15 protein-coding genes, 1 other RNA gene and 1 pseudogene are annotated in these 20,510 nt (G+C 55.6%); 7 read left to right on the top strand and 10 right to left on the bottom strand.

Going from position 1 to position 20,510, the window contains the following annotated elements; translation table 11 throughout:
- Positions 1–574: pseudogene (locus FEZ62_RS11965) on the bottom strand (transposase); the annotation flags it as partial.
- On the opposite strand from FEZ62_RS11965, the gene FEZ62_RS11960 reads away from it, so the two are divergent.
- A complete protein-coding gene (locus tag FEZ62_RS11960; protein WP_345940441.1) occupies positions 575–1,933 on the top strand; it encodes a sialidase family protein in 1,359 nt (452 codons plus the stop codon). It abuts the pseudogene before it with no gap.
- 22 nt (positions 1,934–1,955) lie between these two features.
- On the opposite strand, the gene FEZ62_RS11955 is transcribed toward FEZ62_RS11960, so the two are convergent.
- On the bottom strand, positions 1,956–3,053 hold the full coding sequence (locus tag FEZ62_RS11955) for an acyltransferase (RefSeq protein WP_172927779.1): 1,098 nt from the start codon (positions 3,051–3,053) through the stop codon (positions 1,956–1,958).
- A 601-nt stretch (positions 3,054–3,654) separates the two neighbouring features.
- Positions 3,655–4,041, bottom strand: a transfer-messenger RNA (tmRNA) gene (gene ssrA, locus FEZ62_RS11945).
- A 142-nt stretch (positions 4,042–4,183) separates the two neighbouring features.
- On the opposite strand from ssrA, the gene FEZ62_RS11940 reads away from it, so the two are divergent.
- The gene (locus FEZ62_RS11940) at positions 4,184–6,682 is read left to right on the top strand and encodes an ATP-binding protein (protein ID WP_172927778.1); all 2,499 of its coding nucleotides are present in this window, start codon (positions 4,184–4,186) and stop codon (positions 6,680–6,682) included.
- 49 nt (positions 6,683–6,731) lie between these two features.
- On the opposite strand, the gene FEZ62_RS11935 is transcribed toward FEZ62_RS11940, so the two are convergent.
- The 4 genes from FEZ62_RS11935 to FEZ62_RS11920 form a co-directional block, all read right to left on the bottom strand.
- Complete coding sequence (locus FEZ62_RS11935; protein WP_172927777.1) at positions 6,732–6,977, bottom strand: hypothetical protein; 246 nt, start codon at positions 6,975–6,977, stop codon at positions 6,732–6,734.
- A gap of 116 nt (positions 6,978–7,093) precedes the next feature.
- A complete protein-coding gene (locus FEZ62_RS11930) occupies positions 7,094–9,904 on the bottom strand; it encodes an FAD-binding and (Fe-S)-binding domain-containing protein (protein WP_172927776.1) in 2,811 nt (936 codons plus the stop codon).
- A gap of 71 nt (positions 9,905–9,975) precedes the next feature.
- Positions 9,976–11,121, bottom strand: a complete 1,146-nt coding sequence (gene lldD / locus FEZ62_RS11925) for an FMN-dependent L-lactate dehydrogenase LldD (RefSeq protein ID WP_172927775.1) — start codon at positions 11,119–11,121, stop codon at positions 9,976–9,978.
- Positions 11,122–11,261: 140 nt separating this feature from the next.
- Positions 11,262–12,959: an L-lactate permease gene (locus FEZ62_RS11920; protein ID WP_069897900.1), complete on the bottom strand. Its 1,698-nt coding sequence runs from the start codon at positions 12,957–12,959 to the stop codon at positions 11,262–11,264.
- Between the two features lie 319 nt (positions 12,960–13,278).
- Between FEZ62_RS11920 and FEZ62_RS11915 the strand changes: the two genes are divergently transcribed.
- Complete coding sequence (locus FEZ62_RS11915) at positions 13,279–14,052, top strand: FCD domain-containing protein (RefSeq protein ID WP_069897899.1); 774 nt, start codon at positions 13,279–13,281, stop codon at positions 14,050–14,052.
- Between the two features lie 997 nt (positions 14,053–15,049).
- On the opposite strand, the gene smpB is transcribed toward FEZ62_RS11915, so the two are convergent.
- Complete coding sequence (smpB, locus tag FEZ62_RS11910; RefSeq protein WP_069897898.1) at positions 15,050–15,532, bottom strand: SsrA-binding protein SmpB; 483 nt, start codon at positions 15,530–15,532, stop codon at positions 15,050–15,052.
- Between the two features lie 340 nt (positions 15,533–15,872).
- On the opposite strand from smpB, the gene FEZ62_RS11905 reads away from it, so the two are divergent.
- Genes FEZ62_RS11905 through FEZ62_RS11895 form a run of 3 tightly spaced genes read left to right on the top strand, consistent with a single transcriptional unit; the run spans position 15,873 to position 18,067 of the window.
- Positions 15,873–17,276 carry a sodium-dependent transporter gene (locus tag FEZ62_RS11905; protein WP_172927774.1) on the top strand — a complete coding sequence of 468 codons (1,404 nt, stop codon included), beginning with the start codon at positions 15,873–15,875 and terminating at the stop codon, positions 17,274–17,276.
- Between the two features lie 34 nt (positions 17,277–17,310).
- Complete coding sequence (locus tag FEZ62_RS11900; protein ID WP_069897896.1) at positions 17,311–17,745, top strand: type II toxin-antitoxin system RatA family toxin; 435 nt, start codon at positions 17,311–17,313, stop codon at positions 17,743–17,745.
- Positions 17,738–18,067 (top strand): RnfH family protein, encoded by a 330-nt coding sequence (locus FEZ62_RS11895; protein WP_172927773.1) that lies wholly within the window; start codon positions 17,738–17,740, stop codon positions 18,065–18,067. The genes FEZ62_RS11900 and FEZ62_RS11895 overlap by 8 nt, the downstream gene beginning before the upstream one ends.
- A gap of 108 nt (positions 18,068–18,175) precedes the next feature.
- Here FEZ62_RS11895 and FEZ62_RS11890 read toward each other — a convergent pair whose 3' ends face one another.
- A complete protein-coding gene (locus FEZ62_RS11890) occupies positions 18,176–18,736 on the bottom strand; it encodes an outer membrane protein assembly factor BamE (RefSeq protein WP_172927772.1) in 561 nt (186 codons plus the stop codon).
- Positions 18,737–18,833: 97 nt separating this feature from the next.
- Between FEZ62_RS11890 and fur the strand changes: the two genes are divergently transcribed.
- A complete protein-coding gene (gene fur / locus FEZ62_RS11885) occupies positions 18,834–19,238 on the top strand; it encodes a ferric iron uptake transcriptional regulator (protein WP_069897893.1) in 405 nt (134 codons plus the stop codon).
- Positions 19,239–19,308: 70 nt separating this feature from the next.
- On the opposite strand, the gene FEZ62_RS11880 is transcribed toward fur, so the two are convergent.
- Positions 19,309–20,346: an NADP(H)-dependent aldo-keto reductase gene (locus tag FEZ62_RS11880; RefSeq protein WP_172927771.1), complete on the bottom strand. Its 1,038-nt coding sequence runs from the start codon at positions 20,344–20,346 to the stop codon at positions 19,309–19,311.
- Positions 20,347–20,510: the final 164 nt, after the last annotated feature.

The raw sequence follows: 20,510 nt of genomic DNA, 5'->3' as shown, positions 1-20,510 counted from the left end.
TTACTAATTAAGTTCAACTCGCTCATCAGCTTACGTACCTTGAATCGCCCAACATTTATGCCGTCCTCTCGCATCATGAACATGATGCTCCGGCTGCCAGCTGCGCTGCGGCTCTGGGTAAACAACTCGTTTACACGGCTGCGCAGAACAAGTCGTTTAACGTCCGGAGTTCGCCGCTTGCGACAGTGTGCGTAATAGCAAGACCGGGTGACTTCAAATACCGAGCACAACAGATCAACAGACTCGTTAGAGCGCAGTTGATCGATTAACGCGAGCGCTCGTGCTCCTCGGCCATCAAGAGCGCGGTTGCCTTTTTTAGAATAGATTTTTCCCGCTCTAGCCGGTTGATACGGGCTTCCAGTTCCTGGATTTTTTGCTGCTCGGGCGTCAGTGCTTTGCTCTTCGGAGTGATACCAGTGCGTTCCTGCTGAAGCTGATCGACCCAGCGGCGCAGAGCTGTCTCACCAATACCCAGTGAGCGACTGGCCTCGATGAAGCTGTAGTTTTGCTTGAGCACGAGATCAGCAGCCTCGTGTTTGAATTCAGGGGAAAAGGTACGGCGTTGCTTGGTCATATGACACCTCGTTCTGACGAGTATTCTCGCCTAAATGGGTGTCCGGTTTCATTAGACCACTACAGTAAGGCGCTGCTCTCTGGAATGTACGACCATTTTGGGCAGATGGATATTTTGCCTACCGGAGAACTATTTCTAATGTTTCGTCGAGGTATGACGCACGAAACAGACGAGGGGAAAATAGTCGTGACATGGATGATGTCTGACGGACAGTGGGCGCCACCGATTACTGTGGCAGTGCAAGCCGGGATGGACTTCAGAGACCCTGCCGGTGGAGTTATGCCTAGTGGCAGGATCGCCATATTGACTACTCCACGGACTCTCTCAACCGGAGACTGGGAGGATATGCAGTTGCACGTATCTGATGACTATGGACGTACGTGGAGCCTGAAGCAGACCATATCTAACGGGTTGGCAGAATACAAATTCGCCCATGGCAAAGGAGTTCAAGTAGGGAATAAATTTGTTATTCCGTACTATATGTCTAGTGGTGGGGTTAACTCTGTTCGTCTTCTTGAAACTACAGATAGCGGGGAGACTTGGACGGAAGGCGCTACGATCGTAAGCGGGCTTGTTAACTATAACGAAACGGGAATTTGCAGTTTGGGGGGCGGAGCAGTTCTTGCTGTGTCGCGAATTGGCAGTGGTGCAGGGGGTAAACTAAGGCAATTCCTGTCGCTGGATGGCGGGGGGACCTGGACTGACCAAGGCGATATTACTGCACAGAATACAGATGATACAAACATCGTGGTTGCTCCATCGATAGCACTCATTAATGCTAATGGCTTACCAAAGGTAATTTGCTTTTATACCAACCGAACGCTTGGTCAGCTGCGTTATAGAACTCATACAGTAGCGGGCGTAATAGCTGGAAACTCGGGGTGGTCAGACCCTCAAAATATTTATAGCGCACCTAACCTTTCGGGCTATCAATCGCATGTTGTTATTGGGGCCAGAGTGTTAGGTAATTTTTTTCGTGAAACTACCCCAAATGCTGTTGCTGGCGCGTTTCAGTGGGAGGCGTACGTAGGAGATATTCCAGATTATGAATCGCTGTGGACCGCTGTTTTGCCATCCCAAGTCTATACCTTTGCTCATGGACTTCAGCGCCCACCAAGGAGAGTTGAGGTTCAGTTTTCACCGCCTGCTTCTGGGGTAAACCCTAGTGAGTGGTACGAGGTCCATCCTACGTACTTCAATGATGGCGCAAACAAAGGGTCCGGTGCGCAGGTAGCAATAAGTGGAACCAACGTCCGTGTGGGTACAGGCGCAGCGGTATGGGGGACTGCCTATTTCGGTGGGTTTGATGGCACGACACGGTACACATCTGGGTACTACCGTGTACGTGCATTCCTTTAAAAGAGGTTGAAAGGTTCCATAATCACGTCGGAGATGAGTCTAGTCTTGAAGCCTTGGTCTTAGTGATCAAGGTCTTCCCGATCCTCATGATGGGTGCTTCGATAAACTTGAACGTTAAAGACGAAAGAATGACGACCGCTGGCGCTACTATGAATAGCAGTATTTGTGTCTTGATTGTTGCGTGCTCCGGGTAAAAACTATCGATAAAATAAAGTGCGTAAAATGCTGCTGCCCCATGAAGCATGTATATGGAGTATGAAGTTTTACCTAGGTGGGACAAGACCTTTGAAATATATTTCATCTCTAGTGTAGCTGTTCCGTATATTGAAACACATAGCAGGAAGCATACCGTAGTTAGTGATATACGGTTGATTCCTTGGACTATCACTATCTGATCACCTGCGACCGGGAAGGAAAAGAACACAAGTGCCAATATAGCAGCAAGAATAATCCAAGCCTTTCTTGGTGCGTTAACGTACCTTACAGTCGCAGGTATTGACATGCCCAGAACGAATAGGAGCCACTGGTTTGCAGGGTGTATATACTGTCGCCACTGATTTGCTAATCCAGAGGATCGTTCAAGCTCAAAAAAAGCGAAGTACGTATAGATGGCCGCTGATGTCAGAGCAAATAAATACCATCCGGCACGACTTCTTGCGGCAAGTAGGGCTATCGGAAATAATGCGTAGAATACAAGTTCATTACCAATTGACCATCCGCCCACAGGAATATAATACCAAGGCTGATAAAATCCGAAGTACAACCCAAGGTTAGCAATTATTTTTGGTGTTTCTATGCTTGCTGTCCCACTAGTTTTTATTAAAACCAAAGCAGCCATCAATAATGTTGCAATCCAGTACATTGGAGCTATTCGAAGAACTCTTTTTAAGGCGAAACTGATAGACCAGGAGGTATTAATTTTTGAATTGTTGTAAGCGATTGCCATAGAGCACCCGCTAATTATGTAGAACATAGATACTGCATAGATACCAAGCTTCCCCAGCGCTGTTGCGCTACCTTGGGGCACTCCGCCCCAACCTAGGAAGTGATATATCATTACTGAGATAGCAAGTAGCCCTCTCCAATAATCGAGTGTTTCTACCCGTCCACTGCTGTTCATAATGATCCTTATTCTAGTGTTTTAAAAACCATCTTTTTAAGTTTGGGTATTTATGACAATGTCAGTTGGTAGGTGCAAAAATCAAACTGATGGCCGTGCCCATACCGAGTTGCAGTCCCTGCCAAGACCGACCCAGGCAGAGATAGTTGAGCAGACCAACCAGCGGACGGCGGATGTTACATCAGCGATCTTCTTGAGGCGAACTGGGTAGTCAAAGTGATGTGGGGATTTTGCGGGGATTCACCCGATTTTCCTTCTTAGTATCGTCAGCGCCGCACCTCGCGAGTCTGCCGCTGGAAGCCAGGCAGGGCCAGACACAACCGCTGTGCTTGCCGACCTGCTTGAAGAAATGGAACGAGCAGGCCGAGCAATGGCGGCAGAGGCTCAAAGACGTGGCGACTCAGGAAGCGCCTGCGAGCGTGCTTATGATTCAGTGAAGGGGAGTTGATGCCCAGAACGGGCGAGAGGGTGAAAAAGCAATGTTGCTGAAAAGTTGCTGAAACCGACCTTAATCGGCATGAATCCACAACAACTTTCAGCAACATTCCAAAGTCCAGATACAACGAAACCCGCATGGTGCGGGCTTCGCTGGTGTTTCAAATGGTGGAGCCGGGGGGATTTGAACCCCCGTCCGCCAGTTCTCCGCTGTCGGTTCTACATGCTTAGCCGTGTCTATTAAGTTAACCCTTGGCCGCCCGACGGGCAGGGTGCTTTGGGCGAGTTGTGTAAGTTTTAGCCACTTCGTCCACAACGTACTACGCGGCGATTCTGTTCTATATGACAATCATTTCGGGTTTACAGACATCCCCTAATGATTGCTGGAGCCGAAGCTACCAGAAGTGCGACTAGGCTGCTTACGCAGCTAGTTGGGCACCGTAATTGTCATCATTGGCAATTATAAAGTTTGCAACAGTGGATTTACGAGTTCTGTTACCCACTCGGCATGCCCCTCGAGTTTCGCTACCGGCGTCGAATCCTAATCGGCCCCAAAACTGTCGTTGCAGGACAATTGTACAGCCAAACCATGGCTAACGTCGACCGTGCTGATGATCAAGCCTGCACGGGGCTAAAACACCAGTTATGATTGGGGCCCTTCAGGCAGGAAGCTTCGACTTCAGGACGAGGTATGTATGTCGCGCGCACAGCGCTACCCCTTGCGGCGATGGATTTGGCGGGCGTTTGTTCAGAGCGCTTTGATTCCGCTGATTCTGGTCGAGTTCGTACTTGTTACGGTTTTTCTGGTCGGTAACGAGGCGATCCGTGAGGCGCAGGTTGGTCACCTGCAAGAAAACGCATTGGCCACGCTTTCGGCAGCGGCCACGCGTGAAAGCGATGTGATTGATATTCACCTGCAAGCTGTTAGTCAGCAGGCCAAGATACTCGCTGATGCAACGGCGCGAGCGCTTGCCAACAAGGCGTACACGCCGGATGCCGTTGAGCAGGGTCGTCATGCGTTGTCAGACAATGGCGTGTTCTACAGCCGCAGTGACGATGGCCGTGCGGCGTCCTTCTATTCCAGTGCAACGCCAGTTGCCAAACAAGACCATGCTAAGGCGCTGCGCCTGTCTCAACTGGACCCGTTGATGCGCTCCATGCATGAGAGCGACTCGAGTGTTGCGGCGTTGTATTTCAACAGTTGGGACAGCTACAACCGTATCTACCCCTACTTCGATGTGTTGCAGCGCTACCCGGTAGACATGTTCATCCCCAGGTACAACTTCTATTACCGTGCCGACGCCACGCACAATCCATCGCGCCGCGTGGTGTGGACCGATGTGTATGTTGACCCTGCCGGGTTGGGCTGGATTATGTCGGCGGTTGCTCCGGTTTATCAGGGGGATTTTCTGGAGGGCGTTGTTGGCCTTGATGTGACCATCAATATGGTGCTCGACCAGATCAATAACTTGCAGGTGCCTTGGCAGGGGTACGCGGTGCTGCTCAATAAAGATAACAACATCATGGCGCTGCCGCCGCCGGGTGAACGTGACTTTGGTCTGCGCGAACTTACCGACTATTCCTATGCCGAAGCGATTCGTCGTGAGGTGCTTAAGCCCGAAGATTTTAATCTGGCATCGCGTGCGGATATGCAGCCGTTGATTGCCGCCATAGCTGCGGATCGGCCAAAAGTCATGGAGTTGGAGTTGGGCGGTCGCAAGCAGTTAGTGGTCTGGAGTGAGATTGAGCAGACCGGCTGGCGGCTGTTATTGGTGGTTGATGAAGAAAAAATCCTTAGCGAAACCAATATGCTGGCGGCGAAGTACGACAAGATCGGCTATTGGTTGATCGGTGGGCTGGTGCTGTTTTATCTGCTGTTTATTCTGTGGATGTGGCTGCGCTCCAGGCATTTGGGGCAGGAGTTGATTCAAGGTGTTGGCGGCATTGTGGTGCGCATGCGCCAGCTGGGTCAGGGCCAGTATCAGACCGTGGGTGACAGCAGCAGAATTGAAGAATTGGCCGCGATCGAGGCTGCCGTGACTCAAGCAGGTGAGCAATTACAGGCGAGCGAGATACAGCGCCTCGATGCGGAAAAGCTGCTGCGAGTGGTGGTTGAAAGTACCACTGAAAGTATGTGGCTGATTGAGGCCGACTTGCTGATGATTTCGGTGAGTGAGCGTTTCTGCAAGCGCTTCAGTCTGGCAGAAAAACGCATGACGATGGCTGCATTCAATGAGCGCGTTCACCCGAATGATTTGGAGCGGGTGCGCCATTTACGCGAACAGTTTGCCGCCAGCGGCGAGGATCACTACGAGGCTGAGTATCGCTTTGCCGATGCCAACATGCATTACGTCTGGTTGCTCAGCCGGGGCCGGGTGCTTGAGCGTGATGAGGCAGGCAAGCCATTGCGCGTGGCGGGCACGCACGTTGATATCAGCGGGCTCAAGGAAACCCAAGAAGCGCTGCGCCTCTCCAGTTTGCAGGCGCAGGATGCCAGCCAGTCGAAGAGCCGATTTCTGTCGAGTATGAGCCACGAACTGCGCACGCCGTTGAATGCGATTCAGGGTTTTGCGCAACTGATCGAGGTCGATGCACAAGAACGTGAAAACGCGCAGCAAGAGGCTGATTATGCGCGGGAAATCATCAATGCGAGCCGTCATCTTGCCGCTTTGGTGGATGATGTACTGGATCTATCGAGCATTGAAAATCGCCCTCAGCAATTGCAGATGCAGCCGGTAAAAATTGCCGGAGTGCTGCACGGTTGCGCCGAACTGATTTTGCCAGAGCTACAGCAGCGTGGTCTGCGCATTGATGTGCAAGTGCCTGCAGACTCAGCGTTGTGTGTGCAAGCGGATGCCCGGCGTTTGCGTCAGGTGTTGCTGAATTTGCTATCCAACGCAATGAAGTACAGCAGTGAAAGCGGTTTGATCACGCTGGGTTATGAGATGCGTTCAGACTGCGTCCGGCTCTGGGTCGAGGACGACGGCGTGGGGCTCAGTGAGGAGCAACAACAGCAGTTGTTTCAGCCGTTTCAGCGCTTGGGACGCGAAAGCTCAACGATTCCCGGCACTGGGATTGGCCTGGTCTTGAGCAGAGAGTTGGCGCAGTTGATGGGCGGCGAGATTGGCTTTCGCAGTGAAGAGGGGCAGGGCAGTTGTTTCTGGGTGGATCTGCAGAGCGCTTTGCCTGAGTGAGGCGGTGAAGGCGTCGGGCGCACTATTGAGCTGCGCCCGACGTGTCCTTTTACTCGTTGGCGTCAAGCAGCGCTTGGGCTTTGGCGAGCGTTTCCATCGACTTGGCGTGATCCCCCGCCTTGTGTAGCTCCTCACCTTCGGCACGCAGTTTTTTCACTTCGGCTAAAACAGTTGGGTCGCTCGGTGGGCTGCTGGCAAGCTCGGCATCGATCTTGGCCATATCAGCAGGGCAGTGGTTGGCCCAGGCTGAAGTGCTTAGCAGGGCGGCAGTAAGCAATAGTGCAAATCTACGCATGATAGCTCTCCTGTGGACGGACATCGCTGAGTATAGAGCGCTGTTAAAAACGCTCATGTCCGTTGGTCAGCACAGGTTGTGATGGCGGTGAGTGGTATTAGCCCACCGCCATTCGCTCAGGCTCTTGCGCGGGTTACACGGTCAACCAGATACACCAGGCTGTGGTAATCGATACCGGCGTGGTGACTCAGGCCGATTTCACAGGTGCGGCTGGTGGAGATGCCTTCATCGCAAATCTGCACCGCACTTTTCAGGCTGCGCAGTGCGTGAGCATTCAGTTCCGGTGTAGTGAAGCCTTTGTCACCGGCAAAGCCGCAGCAATGAATGCCTTCCGGGATGACCACCTGCTCGCTGCAGCGCTTGGCAATGTCAATCAGTCCTTGAGCTTCGCCCAAGTGCTGGGTGCTGCACGTTACGTGAATCGCCACCGGCTCTGCTTGCGGGGTGAACTCCAGTCGGTCGAGCATGTGCTCACGAATGAATTTCACCGGGTCGTGCAGTTTAAGGCGCTCATCGAGGCCGTCTTGCAGCAAACGCAGGGTGCAGGGGCTGGTGTCGCAATAAATCGGATCAAGTCCGCCACGGCTGGCTTCGAGCAGGGCATCGATAAGTTCGCTGCGCTTGCGATCGGCTTGCTCTACATAGCCTTTCGAGGCGAATGGCTGGCCGCAGCAGAGGCTGCCTTGTTCCGCCGGGAAGACCACCTGAAAGCCTGATTTCTCCAGCAAAGCGCGGGTTTTATCAATTAGCGGGACTTGCTCGCGGTCGCTGAATGCCGGGCCCATCGCGCGTGAAACACAGGCGGTAAGGTAGACCACGCGAGGTCGTGGATCAGCCACTTGCTGGGTGTTCAGGCGAATCGGACGAGCTGCTTGCGGCATGGCCGGTGTCCATTGCGGCAGTCGGTTGGCGCTGATTTTCGTGAGGTTGTGGCTCAGGCTTGCAAGGTTCTTCGGGCCGAGTAGCTGACGCGCCATGTTGGCGGCCATCAGTGTGAAACGTGTGCCTTTGATCGCGCCGTCGAAATGCTTGGCCAGCCAGTTGGCAGCGCCTGTGCTGTTGGCATCGCGGGCGCGTAATTTACGCACCAAGTCGCCGGTGTTGATGCCTACCGGGCAACGCTGGGCGCAAAGGCCGGTCGCCGCGCAGGTGTCGATGCCTTGGTATTGATAGTCTCGCTCAAGCGCTGTGGTGTCGACGCCAGCGCGCTTTTTGGCCTGAATGTCGCGCCAGATAACGATGCGCTGGCGCGGGCTCAGTGTCAGTTCGCGCGACGGGCATACCGGCTCGCAAAAGCCGCACTCGATGCACTTGTCGACGATCTCGTCGGCGGCGGGCAGCGGCTTAAGGTTTTTCAGGTGAATGTGCGGATCGTTGGACAACACCACATCCGGATTCAGAATGCCTTGCGGGTCGAGCAGGCGCTTGATCTGCCACATGAGTTGATGGGCATCTTTGCCCCACTCAAGCTCAACGAACGGCGCCATGTTGCGGCCGGTGCCGTGTTCAGCCTTGAGTGAGCCGCCAAACTCGACTGCGACCAGTTGCGCGACATCCTGCATGAAGGCTTCGTAGCGGGCGACTTGCTCGGGCGAGTCAAAGCCCTGAGTGAACACAAAATGCAGGTTGCCTTCCAAGGCGTGGCCGAAAATGATGGCTTCGTCGTATTGATGCTTGTCGAACAGTTGCAGCAGGCGATTAACCCCTTCAGCCAGTTGTTCAACGGGGAAGGTGACATCTTCGATAATGACTGTGGTGCCGGTTTCGCGCACGGCACCAACGGCCGGGAAGGTGTCTTTGCGAATGCGCCACAGTTGGTTGTACACCACCGGGTCTTCGCTGAAATCGACCTGTTTCTCGACCGGAAAACTGCTGAGCGAGGCCATTACCTGAGTCAGTTGCTCATGCAGCAAACTCTGGCTGGCGGCGCGCGACTCAATCAGCAAGGCGCAGGCGTTATCGGACAGGTTTTTGACCCAGTCCGGCATGCCGGCTTTGTTTTCGACTGAGCGCAGGCTGCGACGGTCCAGCAGTTCCACCGCTGAAACTGGTTGGGCTTTGAGTACGGTAACGGCGCGGCAGCAGTTCTCGACATCGGGGAATACCACCAAGGCGCTGGCCTTGTGTGGGTGATCGGGCACGGTGTTGTAGGTCACCGAGCTGATGAAACCCAGGGTCCCTTCGGAGCCGACCATCAGGTGGCTGAGAATATCCAGCGGTTGGTCGAAGTCGACCAGCGCGTTAAGCGATAAACCCGTGGTGTTCTTCAGGCGGTATTTGTGGCGAATCTTGCTCGCCAATTCACTGTTGTTACGAGTGGCGCGGGCAAGCTCGGCAAGTTGCTCAAGCAGTGCGGCGTGGCTCTGCTGGAAGGCGGCAACACTGGCGCTGTCTTCGGTGTCGAGGACGCTGCCATCGGCGAGCACGATACGGATGCCCGCCAATGTGTTGTAGCTGTTTTGCGCGGTGCCGCAGCACATGCCGCTGGCATTGTTGGCGACGATACCGCCGATTTTGCAGGCGTTGATCGACGCAGGGTCTGGGCCAATCTTGCGCTGGAACGGCAGCAGGACGGCGTTGGCATTGGCGCCGATTACGCCCGGTTGCAGACGAATCTGCGCGCCTTGCTGGAGGATCTCACGGCCATTCCAATTGTCGCCCAGTACGATCAGCACTGAATCGCTGAGTGCCTGACCGGACAAACTGGTGCCGGCTGCACGGAACGTCACCGAAACACTCTGCGCGGCTGCCAATTTCAATACCGCGACGACTTCTGCTTCGGATTCGACGCGAATCACCAGCTTGGGAATCAACCGGTAGAAGCTCGCATCGGTGCCGAATGCCAGTGTCGACAATGGGTCGTCAAAACGTCGTTCACGGGGAATCAGGCGTTCAACTTCGCTGAGAAATACGGCAGGCAGACCCATGTGTGCTCCAGTGTTGCAATTATTGCCGGCCGCAACAGCGGCCGTATCCAGTGGCTCAATGCCGCGTGTGTTTAGCGGCCCAGTTCGCGAACCAGCGATTCCGCGCTGATTTCGCTGATCGACTTGGCGCCGGTGAGCACCATGGCCACGCGCATTTCTTTCTCGAACAGGTCGAGCAGATTGCTCACGCCTGCTTCACCGGCAGCGGCGAGGGCGTAAAGGAAGGCGCGGCCGAGCATCACAGTGTCGGCGCCCAGTGCGATCATGCGGACCACATCGAGGCCGCTGCGGATACCCGAGTCGGCGAGAATTTTAAGATCGCCTTTAACTGCGTCGGCAATGGCCGGCATGGCGCGGGCGCTGGACAGAACGCCGTCGAGCTGACGCCCGCCGTGGTTGGATACGACAATGCCGTCGGCGCCGAACTTGACTGCGTCTTTAGCATCTTCCGGATCGAGAATGCCTTTGATGATCATCGGGCCGTCCCAGAAATCACGGATCCACTCCAGGTCTTTCCAGGAGATCGACGGGTCGAAGTTATTGGCCAGCCAGCCAATGTAATCCGCCAGACCGGTCGGGTTGCCGCGATAGGTCGAGATGTTGCCCAGGTCATGCGGGCGGCCCATCAAACCAACATCGAAGGCCCACTGCGGATGCGTCATGGCTTGCAGCATGCGGCGCATGGCAGCATTCGGGCCGCTCATGCCGGAGTGCGCGTCACGGTAGCGAGCGCCTGGCGTTGGCATGTCCACGGTGAAAACCAGTGTGGTGACGCCAGCGGCCTTGGCGCGCTCAAGTGCGTTCTTCATGAAGCCGCGATCTTTGAGAACGTACAACTGGAACCACATCGGGCGATTGATTGCCGGGGCAACTTCTTCAATCGGGCACACCGAAACGGTCGACAGGGTGAACGGGATACCTTTGGCGGCAGCTGCGCGAGCGGCCTGTACTTCACCGCGACGGGCGAACATACCCGTGAGGCCAACCGGTGCCAACGCTACCGGCATCGACAGGGTTTCGTTGAACAGTTGGGTTTCGAGGTTCAACTCGCTCATGTTGCGCAACACGCGCTGGCGCAGAGCAATTTTCGAGAGGTCGGAGACGTTATGGCGCAGGGTGTGTTCGGCGTAAGCGCCGCCGTCGGCGTAGTGAAACAGGAACGGTGGCAGCTTGCTTTTTGCGGCGGCGCGGTAATCGGTCGAGGCAGAAATGATCATAGATGAACAACCTGTAATTTAATCAACGAATGGCCGTGCAAAGGGGGGCAGTTGAATGTGCCGCTTGCCAAGGCCGGGCGCATTATTGTGCGCCGTAATTGACTAAGCCCCGCCTCGAAAGGCGGGGCTGGTTTATCAGTTTACTGGGCGAGCATTAACGGGTCGGTAATGCCCAGGCCATAGACGGCAAACAGGGCAATCAGGCCGGTAAACAGAACGTAGTACAGCGTAGGCCAGATTGTCTTGCGCAATGTAGTGCCTTCGCGACCGAGCAGTCCGACTGTGGCAGAGGCGGCGACCACGTTGTGAATCGCGACCATGTTGCCCGCCGCTGCGCCGATGGCTTGTACCGCGACAATCAGCGCGCCGGACATGCCGAGTGTATGCGCCACGCCAAACTGGAACTGGCTGAACATCATGTTGCTGACGGTGTTGGAGCCGGCGATGAAAGCGCCGAGTGCACCGATGCTTGGCGCCAGCAGCGGATAGATACCGCCAACGCTGTCCGCGACCCAGCGAGCCATGACAATTGGCATGCTGGCGATGTCGGCGCTGTTAACGCCTGAGTTGATCAGAATGCGCACCATCGGCACGGTGAACAGCAGCACGAAACCCGCGCTGAGCAGAACGCTGCTCGACTCTTTAACGGCTGCAGTCAGTTCACGAACACGCATGCCGTGCAGGAAGAAGGTGGCGATAACCACTGCAACCAGAATACCGCCTGGCAGATATAGCGGCTGGAAGTTGGCGCTGACGCCTGCTTCGCCCATCAAGTCCGGGAAGTTGATGACCACTGCTTTGAGTGCGCCGGAGACTTCCGGGAATACGCGGCTGATGACCAACAGGGCGCCCACCAGTACGTAAGGCAGCCAAGCGCGCAGAGAACTCATAGGCTTTTGCGTGAGTTCTTCGAGCTTCATTTCAACGGTGCCGATCCACTCTGCTGGCCAGTCTTTAGCCGGTGCAAAATCCCACGAGGTTTTCGGTACCAGGAAGCCGAAGCGGGCAGCAGTGGTGACAATCGCCAGACCTGTAAGGCCGCCAATCAGTGACGGGAACTCAGGGCCGAGGAACACGCCGGTGAGGGCGTAAGGAATGGTAAATGCCAGGCCGGCGAAAATAGCGAACGGCATGACTGCGAGACCCGCTTTCCAGCTTTTCTCCTGACCGAAAAAGCGCGTCAGCATCATGGCCATGAACAGCGGCATAACAGTGCCGACAATGGCGTGGATGATGGCGACTTCACTGGTAATCAGTTGCAGGAACTGCGCCCACGACGAGCCGTGTTCAGCCAATTGCGCGCCAATGGCGTTGCTGTCGAGGCCGGTGCTGACACCGACGATGATTGGTGTGCCAACCGCGCCGAACGACACCGGTGTGCTCTGGACCAGCATGCCCATGAGTACGGCGGCCATGGCAGGGAAGCCGATAGCGACGAGCAGCGGCGCAGCGATTGCAGCCGGTGTGCCGAAGCCAGAGGCGCCTTCAATGAAGCAACCAAACAGCCAGGCAATGATAATCGCCTGAATGCGGCGGTCCGGGCTGATGGTGGCGAAGCCTGCACGAATAGCAGTGATGCCGCCGGAGTGTTTGAGGGTGTTGAGCAGCAGGATTGCGCCGAAGATGATCCACAGCAATCCGAGGGTAATCAGCAGGCCTTGAATGGTTGAGGCCAATACGCGATTGAACGTCATGTCCCATGCAAACAAACCAACGGCGGCAGTCAGCAGGTAAACCAGCGGCATGGCGCGTTTTGCCGGCCAGCGCAGGCCGATCAGCAGAATCGCGGCCAGCAGAATCGGCGAGAAGGCGAGAAGTGCGAGTAAGCCGTTATTCATTGGTCTGGCTCCCTGCGCAGGCAAACAGACTGGATATATTCCGAGTGTTGGCAGGGAAGGTTGGCATTGGCGACATCGATAACCTCGTGGCGTATTTTGAAATTATTATTAGTTAGTGCTTAAATTGGTCAGACCAATTTACAAGTTGATGGGCTCAGAGTAAAAGGCCGGTGCGGTTAAAGTCAATTTATGTCTCTACAACTTTGGTCTCAGAGCACTATCTTGTGCAGTGTCTGCAGGCTCTATAGGCTTCTTGCAGGACATCCCGAGGCCGCGCGGTGCGGCGCTTCGGGGTGGTAAAACCAATAAGGTGATGGAAATGGACGTAGGGCAGGTACAGCAGCGACGTTTGTCGGATGGCATTGTCGAGCAGATCGAAACCATGGTGCTTGAAGGTACGTTGACGGCGGGCGAGCGCTTGCCGGCTGAGCGTGTGCTTGCTGAGCGTTTTGGTGTGTCGCGCCCTTCGTTGCGTGAAGCGATTCAGAAATTGGTCGCCCGTGGGCTCTTGGTGAGCCGCCAGGGCGGCGGCAATTATGTGTCGCAAACCTTGGGCTCGACCTTTAGTGATCCGCTGCTGCACCTGCTGGAAAACAACCCAAGCGCCCAGCGCGACTTGCTTGAATTTCGTCATACGCTGGAAGGCTCATGTGCGTTTTATGCGGCTCAGCGCGCCACCAGTATTGATCGCGTGCGGCTGACAGCAGCGTTCGACGCGTTGCAGGAGTGCTACAGCCGTGCGGGTAAGGCGACTCGCGCAGAAGAGGGCGCCGCCGATGCCAACTTCCATCTGGCGATTGCCGAGGCCAGCCACAATGCCGTGTTGCTGCATACCATTCGCGGCTTGTTTGATCTGCTCCGGCGCAATGTGGTGACCAACATTGGCGGCATGTATGCGCAGCGTGACGAGACCCGTGACATGCTGATTGCCCAGCACCGCGCGTTATACGAGGCCATCATGCAGGGCCATGCCGAGCAGGCGCGCACGTTGTCCAATCAGCATATTGATTACGTGCAGGAAGTTTTGTCCGACGTGCAGCAGCAGGCCCAACGAGTCGCCCGCGCCCAGCGCCGCTCAACGCATGGCGGTTAATCGCTGACGTTGGCGTGATCCGAAATGGTTATGACCGGTTATTTGCCGCCGTCCGAAATCGTCATGATGGATAGCCCGTTCGGGGCTATCCATCCTCCGGTGGTTGGTCATCATGATCCAACCGGGATTGATCGTTATGACTCAACACCCCACGGAGGATGGATCAACCGCAGGTTAATCCGTCATGGCGTAATTGCGGATGTACGCCGTTGCGGTTGTTTGGCGGTTGCGGATTCTTGAAATGATCCATAAGCGGTTTGCGCGACGATGCGCGAATTCGGCGTGACGGATTATTAATCGAGGTCTGAAAAGGTCATGACGGATTATTTGCCGTCATCCGAAATCGTCATGACGGATTGCCCCGTTCGGGGCTATCCATCCTCCGGTGAATGATCGTTATGACTCAACACCCCACGGAGGATGGATCAACCGCAGGTTAATCCGTCATGGCGTAATTGCGGATTTACGCGGTTGCGGTTGTTTGGCGGTTGCGGATTCTTGAAACGATCCATAAACGGATTGCGCGAGGATGCGCGAATTCGGCGTGGCGGATTATTTATCGAGGTCTGAAATGGTCATGACGGATTATTTGACGTCATCCGAAATCGTCATGACGGATAGCCCCGGCGCGGGGCTATCCATCCTCCGGTGAATGATCGTTATGACTCAACACCCCACGGAGGATGGATCAACCGCAGGTTAATCCGTCATGGCGTAATTACGGGTGTACGCGGTTGCGGTTGTTTGGCGGTTGCGGATTCTTGAAAGGGCCCATAAACGGATTGCGCGACGATGCGCAAATTCGGCGTGGCGGATTATTTGCCGCCATCCGAAATGGTCATGACGGATTGCCCCGGTGCGGGGCTATCCATCCTCCGGGGGTTGGTCGTTATGATTCAACCGGGGTTGATCATAATGATCCAACGCGCACCCTTGGCGAGGTGGCGATTCCGGAGGAGGGTCGGGCGCAGGCTAGGCCGCCAAGGCAGGCGGGTGATTAATCGCCTTTGCCCTTGGTGCGCATGGCACGCTGGACTTCGCGGTCGGCGTCACGTTCTTTCTCGGTGTGGCGCTTGTCGAAGTCTTTCTTACCCTTCACCAAAGCGATGGTGCATTTGACCAAGTGGGCTTTCCACTGGATCGACAATGCCACGCAGGTGTAGCCCTTCTGATTGACCGCGCCGAACAATTTCTCCAGCTCGCGCTTGTTCAAAAGCAGCTTGCGGGTACGGATCGGGTCAGCGATCACGTGGGTGCTCGCCGTTTTCAGGGGGGTAATGTGGCAGCCCATCAGCCAGGCTTCGTCGTTCTTGAGCAGCACGTAGCTGTCAACCAACTGAGCCTTGCCGGCGCGCATGCTTTTCACTTCCCAGCCAGCCAGAACCAGACCGGCCTCGAACTTGGTTTCGATGAAATAGTCATGCAGCGCCTTTTTATTCAGCGCGATGGTGCCTTCTTGATGTTTCTTTTGTTTAGCCATAGGCGGCGCATTATAAGGAGTCGCCAGCATCTGCGCTACGGACTCAAGCAGGCAAAGTGTGTGATTGATGATTGCAATTGCTCTCGACTACCCGCAATCGTGGCTGGGCACGGGCAGAACAGCGGTTGCTCCGCGCTGCAAGTGGCCGGGCAGCTGAGTGTCGTCCATTAACTACTATAAGAGTTGATGCGGTTTGCAGCGTGCATGTGTGGGCTATGTACGGGCCGGCCAACCTACAATGGCTGGCGTCGGATTTTTCGGGATTCGTCCAAGCTTGAGCCGCGTGGGCGAATCCCCGACAATGCGCGCACTTTTTCTCACCCAATCAGGCTGGCGGTACATGGCAACAGACAAAGTTTCGATACATGGCGCATGGGTCAGCCGCTGGGTGTTTATCCTTGCCGCAACGGGCTCCGCCGTGGGCTTGGGCAATATCTGGAAGTTCCCGTATATGACCGGTATGTATGGCGGCGGCGCTTTCGTGGCGATGTATCTGGTGTGCATCGCCCTGATTGGTGTACCGATCATGCTTGCTGAAACCCTGATCGGGCGTCGCGGCCGGCAGAGTCCGGTGAACTCGATGAAGGCGCTGGCAGTAGAGTCTGGCGGCTCGAAGCTGTGGCCACTGGCGGCTGTCATCGGCATGGTGGCGGCGTTGTTGATCCTGTCGTTTTACAGTGTTGTGGCGGGTTGGTCGCTCGATTACATCATCGGCATGGGCCGTGGTGATTTCAGTGGTATCAGCCCGCAAGGGGCGGGCGAGGTCTTTGGTGGGTTGACCTCGGACCCCTGGCGCCTGACGCTTTGGCACACCCTGTTCATGGTCTTCACCGGTTTTGTGATCGCCAAAGGCGTGGTTGCGGGGCTTGAACGCAGCCTGCGGATCATGATGCCGATGTTGTTTGTGTTGCTGCTGATGCTGCTGGGCTACAGCCTGACCACCGGTCACTTCATGGATGGCGTGCGCTTCTTGTTCCACTTCGATTCGAGCAAGGTGCAGGAAGGCATTCTGGCGGCGATGGGCCATGCATTCTTCACACTGAGTGTGGGCGTGGGCTCGATCATGGTTTACGGCTCTTACATGCCGAAGAAGTCATCAATAGGTGCCACCGTGCTTACCGTCGGCTTGCTGGATACGGTTGTGGCACTGACGGCCGGACTCGCGTTGTTCCCGATTGTGTTCGCGGCCGGGCTGGAACCCAGCGGTGGGCCGGGCTTGATGTTCGTGACCTTGCCGATTGCCTTCGGCAACATTGCCTTTGGCCAGATCGCCGGTCTGGTGTTCTTTGTGCTCGTGGCACTGGCCGCCTGGAGTTCGTCGATCTCCATGCTGGAGCCTGCGGTTGCCTACTTTGTTGAGCGCTCAGGTCGCAGCCGCGCAGTTGTCACCTCGACGCTGGCATTCTTTTGCTGGTTGGTCGGCATGGGCACCGTGCTGTCGTTCAATGTCGGTGCCGATGCCAAGTTCTTCGTGTTTGCCAACGATGGCTTCCATCTGTTTCAGTGGGGCGCTGAGGGCGGCAAGAACTTCTTTGAAGGTATTGATTATTTGACCAGCCGCCTGCTGTTGCCGCTCGGCGGGTTATCCTTTGCACTGTTTGCTGGCTGGGTCATGACCCGGGAGGCGGTGCGTGACGAGTTGTCGATCAGCAGCCCTGTGCTGTTCAATGTTGCGTTGTGGCTGATTCGTGTCGTTGCACCGATTGGCGTTTTGATTGTCTTCGTTGCCGAGCTGACGAAGTGAAACCGATGAACCTGTGGAGTGAATACCCCGGCTTATGACTACTCATATTCAGCGTTCGGCGCTGCTGCCCTATACCGCTCAGGCGCTATACGATCTGGTCAATGATGTGGCTCAGTATCCGGAATTCCTGCCCTGGTGCGCCTCAAGTCAGGTGCTTGAGGTCAGTGACGAGCACATGCGTGCGAGCCTGGATATCGCCAAGGGCGGCCTGAGTTCACGCTTCGTTACGCGCAATACGCTGGTGCCGGGCAAGTCGATTGAACTGAACCTGGATGAAGGTCCGTTCACCAAGTTACACGGGCGCTGGGAGTTCAAGGCACTTGGGGACAAGGCCTGCAAAATCAGCCTCGACATGCAGTTTGATTATGCCGGCTCGCTGGTTCGGGCAACCCTTGGGCCTTTGTTCAATCAGGCGGCAAATACCCTGGTCGATGCCTTCTGTCAGCGCGCCAAGGATCTCTATGGATAAGCAAACCATCGTGGTTGAGGTTGTCTATGCGCTGGCGCACAAGCAAAAGCTTTTGCGGATCAATGTGCCGCAAGGCACTACCATGCGTGAGGCGGTGCTGAAGTCCGGTATGCAGGAGCATTTCCCCGGTTTGGATCTTGCGCAGAGCCCGCTGGGTATCTTCGGCAAGGCCGTGCCCAAGCCCGATGAGCGGGTTATGCAAGAGGGTGAGCGGATCGAGATTTACCGGCCGCTGATTGCCGATCCCAAGGAAGTGCGCAAGCAGCGTGCGGCCAAGGCAGCAGAGGCGGCTAAGGCCAAAAGTGCCGAGGGCGATTCGTAGGTCGACTGTTGATGCTGCGATGGCGTGAACTGTTTTGTTTCGCGCCCTGTAGATAACAAAAAGCCCGGGATGCCGGGCTTTTTGTTGCTGAGCGCTAACCTGTGCAGGTTAGGGTGCAGTCTCCAGCGGGGCTGGTGTCGGCACCGGTGCTGTTTCAGCGTCGTCGATTTCTTGCTGAATGGTGTCGAGCAGCGAGCCGGGCTCTGCAGGCTCTTCTTCAACAGGTTCAACAGGTGCCGGTGCGACAGGGGTCGTTTCCACGGGTTCAGTGGTCGGTGCCACCTCGGCCGTGGTGGTCGCAGGCGTATTGCCCATGATCTCTTGCTCGCGGCTCATACCCGGCATGAAGTCGCCAGAAAGACCTACCAGTTGGTCGCTTTCATTGAAGGTAATGCTCACGCGCTCCTGCGTACGCTGGCGGCCGCCTGGCTGCATGCTGTACAGGTAGTCCCAGCGATTAGCATGGAACGTGTCGGTAATCAGGGGGTTACCCATGATAAACCGCACTTGTTTGCGGGTCATTCCAGGGCGTAACTGGTCTATCATGTCTTGTGTGACGACATTGCCCTGTTGAATGTCGATTTTATAAACCCCGGGGTATGAACAACCGGCGATCGCGAAGAGCCCCGTCAGGGTGAGGCTTGTCATCAGGAGCTTGGTTTTTTGCATCGGTGGGTGACTTCCACTATCTTGGCTGGGCAATATAAACCCAGATCATACCCGTAATAAGGGAAGCTGCGAAACCGCTTCCACGAGAAAGCAGACCATGGTTGAAAATAACGAGTTAAGAAAGGTAGGCCTGAAAGTGACCCTGCCACGGGTCAAGATCTTGCAGATGCTGGATTCTGCGGGTCAACGGCACATGAGCGCAGAGGATGTTTACAAGTCTCTGATGGAGGCAGGAGAAGATGTTGGCCTGGCCACCGTATACCGTGTACTGACTCAATTTGAGGCTGCCGGCTTGGTCGTGCGGCATAATTTTGATGGCGGCCACGCTGTATTCGAACTGGCTGATGGTGGTCATCACGATCATATGGTCTGCGTCGAAACCGGTGAGGTTATCGAATTCATGGATGCACAGATCGAAAAGCGCCAAAAGGAAATCGTTGCCGAGCACGGCTTCGAGTTGGTGGATCACAACCTCGTGTTGTACGTGCGCAAGAAGAGTTGATACCGCGCTGCATTGCAGCGTTGTGATGAAAAGCCGATCAGCTAATCCTGATCGGCTTTTTTGTGCCGGCTTACGGGGCGGGGTTGGGTTGGGCGGTGTGAATCGCCTGAATGCCTTCCATTACTTCGCTGCTCAATGTCAGCTCGCTGCTGGCCAGGTTGCTCTCAAGCTGCTCCATCGTGGTCGCGCCAATGATGTTGCTGGTGACGAATGGTCGTGCGGTCACAAAAGCCAGGGCCATTTGTGCCGGATCGAGCCCATGCTCTTTGGCCAGTGCAACGTAGCGTGAGCAGGCCGCAACGGCTTGCGGGTTGCTGTAGCGCGCGAAGCGACTGAAGAGTGTCAGTCGGGCATCGGCCGGACGTGCGCCGTTTTCGTATTTACCGCTGAGCATGCCAAAAGCCAGAGGCGAGTAAGCCAGCAGGCCGCATTGTTCACGAATGGCTACTTCCGCCAGGCCAATTTCGAAGGTGCGGTTAAGCAGGCTGTACGGGTTCTGGATGGACACGCAACGCGGCAGGTTGCGGCTTTCTGCCAGCTTGAGAAACTCCATGGTGCCCCACGGGGTTTCGTTGGACAGGCCAACATGGCGAATCTTGCCGGCCTTGACCTGTTCGGCGAGCGCATCCAGGGTTTCTTCGAAGGCGGTGAACTGGCTCTCCTGGTGTTTGTAGTCGAGCTGGCCGAAGAAATTAGTCGGGCGCTCTGGCCAGTGCAACTGGTACAGGTCAATCCAGTCGGTTTGCAGGCGCTTGAGGCTGGCGTCTACGGCTTCGCGGATGTGTTCACGGTTGTGCCTGAGCTGGCCGTCGCGAATATAATCGATGCCATTGCCGGGGCCGGCGATCTTGCTGGCCAGCACCCAGTCGGCGCGGTCGCCGCGTTGCTTGAAATACTCGCCAATGATTTGTTCGGTCTTGGTGTAAGTCTCGGCGCGAGGCGGGACGGGATACATTTCGGCGGTGTCGATGAAATTAACGCCGTATTCCTTGGCCCGGTCAATCTGGGCAATGCCTTCGCTTTGGCTGTTTTGTTCGCCCCAGGTCATGGTGCCGAGGCAGAGGGCGCTAACGGTGATGTCGGTTTTACCTAGCTGACGAAATTGCATGATTGGCCCTTATTTGAGAAACAACTATAGAATCAGGTTGATAAAATTTTCGCAATCTGCATAATTGCGCAGCTCTTTCTGCAGTGGAAGTGATGCGCCGCCTGCCGAAAACATCTTGCCGTTTATCAGACGTGCTGACCCGAGCCCCCGATAGCGTCTGTATC

It is taken from the genome of Pseudomonas sp. MS19 (assembly GCF_013277615.1).
GTDB classification, from domain to species: domain Bacteria; phylum Pseudomonadota; class Gammaproteobacteria; order Pseudomonadales; family Pseudomonadaceae; genus Aquipseudomonas; species Aquipseudomonas marincola.
The sequence above is the reverse complement of the archived record's forward strand: the minus strand, read 5'-3'. Positions and strand labels throughout refer to the sequence as shown.

Coding starts and splice junctions, on each gene's coding strand:
- FEZ62_RS11960 (WP_345940441.1), top strand. CDS start 575: ATGACACCTCGTTCTGACGAGTATTCTCGCCTAAATGGGTGTCCGGTT.
- FEZ62_RS11895 (WP_172927773.1), top strand. CDS start 17,738: ATGGATAAGCAAACCATCGTGGTTGAGGTTGTCTATGCGCTGGCGCAC.
- FEZ62_RS11940 (WP_172927778.1), top strand. CDS start 4,184: ATGTCGCGCGCACAGCGCTACCCCTTGCGGCGATGGATTTGGCGGGCG.
- FEZ62_RS11920 (WP_069897900.1), bottom strand. CDS start 12,959: ATGAATAACGGCTTACTCGCACTTCTCGCCTTCTCGCCGATTCTGCTG.
- FEZ62_RS11890 (WP_172927772.1), bottom strand. CDS start 18,736: ATGCAAAAAACCAAGCTCCTGATGACAAGCCTCACCCTGACGGGGCTC.
- FEZ62_RS11955 (WP_172927779.1), bottom strand. CDS start 3,053: ATGAACAGCAGTGGACGGGTAGAAACACTCGATTATTGGAGAGGGCTA.
- FEZ62_RS11900 (WP_069897896.1), top strand. CDS start 17,311: ATGACTACTCATATTCAGCGTTCGGCGCTGCTGCCCTATACCGCTCAG.
- FEZ62_RS11915 (WP_069897899.1), top strand. CDS start 13,279: ATGGACGTAGGGCAGGTACAGCAGCGACGTTTGTCGGATGGCATTGTC.
- smpB (WP_069897898.1), bottom strand. CDS start 15,532: ATGGCTAAACAAAAGAAACATCAAGAAGGCACCATCGCGCTGAATAAA.
- FEZ62_RS11930 (WP_172927776.1), bottom strand. CDS start 9,904: ATGGGTCTGCCTGCCGTATTTCTCAGCGAAGTTGAACGCCTGATTCCC.
- fur (WP_069897893.1), top strand. CDS start 18,834: ATGGTTGAAAATAACGAGTTAAGAAAGGTAGGCCTGAAAGTGACCCTG.
- FEZ62_RS11935 (WP_172927777.1), bottom strand. CDS start 6,977: ATGCGTAGATTTGCACTATTGCTTACTGCCGCCCTGCTAAGCACTTCA.
- FEZ62_RS11880 (WP_172927771.1), bottom strand. CDS start 20,346: ATGCAATTTCGTCAGCTAGGTAAAACCGACATCACCGTTAGCGCCCTC.
- lldD (WP_172927775.1), bottom strand. CDS start 11,121: ATGATCATTTCTGCCTCGACCGATTACCGCGCCGCCGCAAAAAGCAAG.
- FEZ62_RS11905 (WP_172927774.1), top strand. CDS start 15,873: ATGGCAACAGACAAAGTTTCGATACATGGCGCATGGGTCAGCCGCTGG.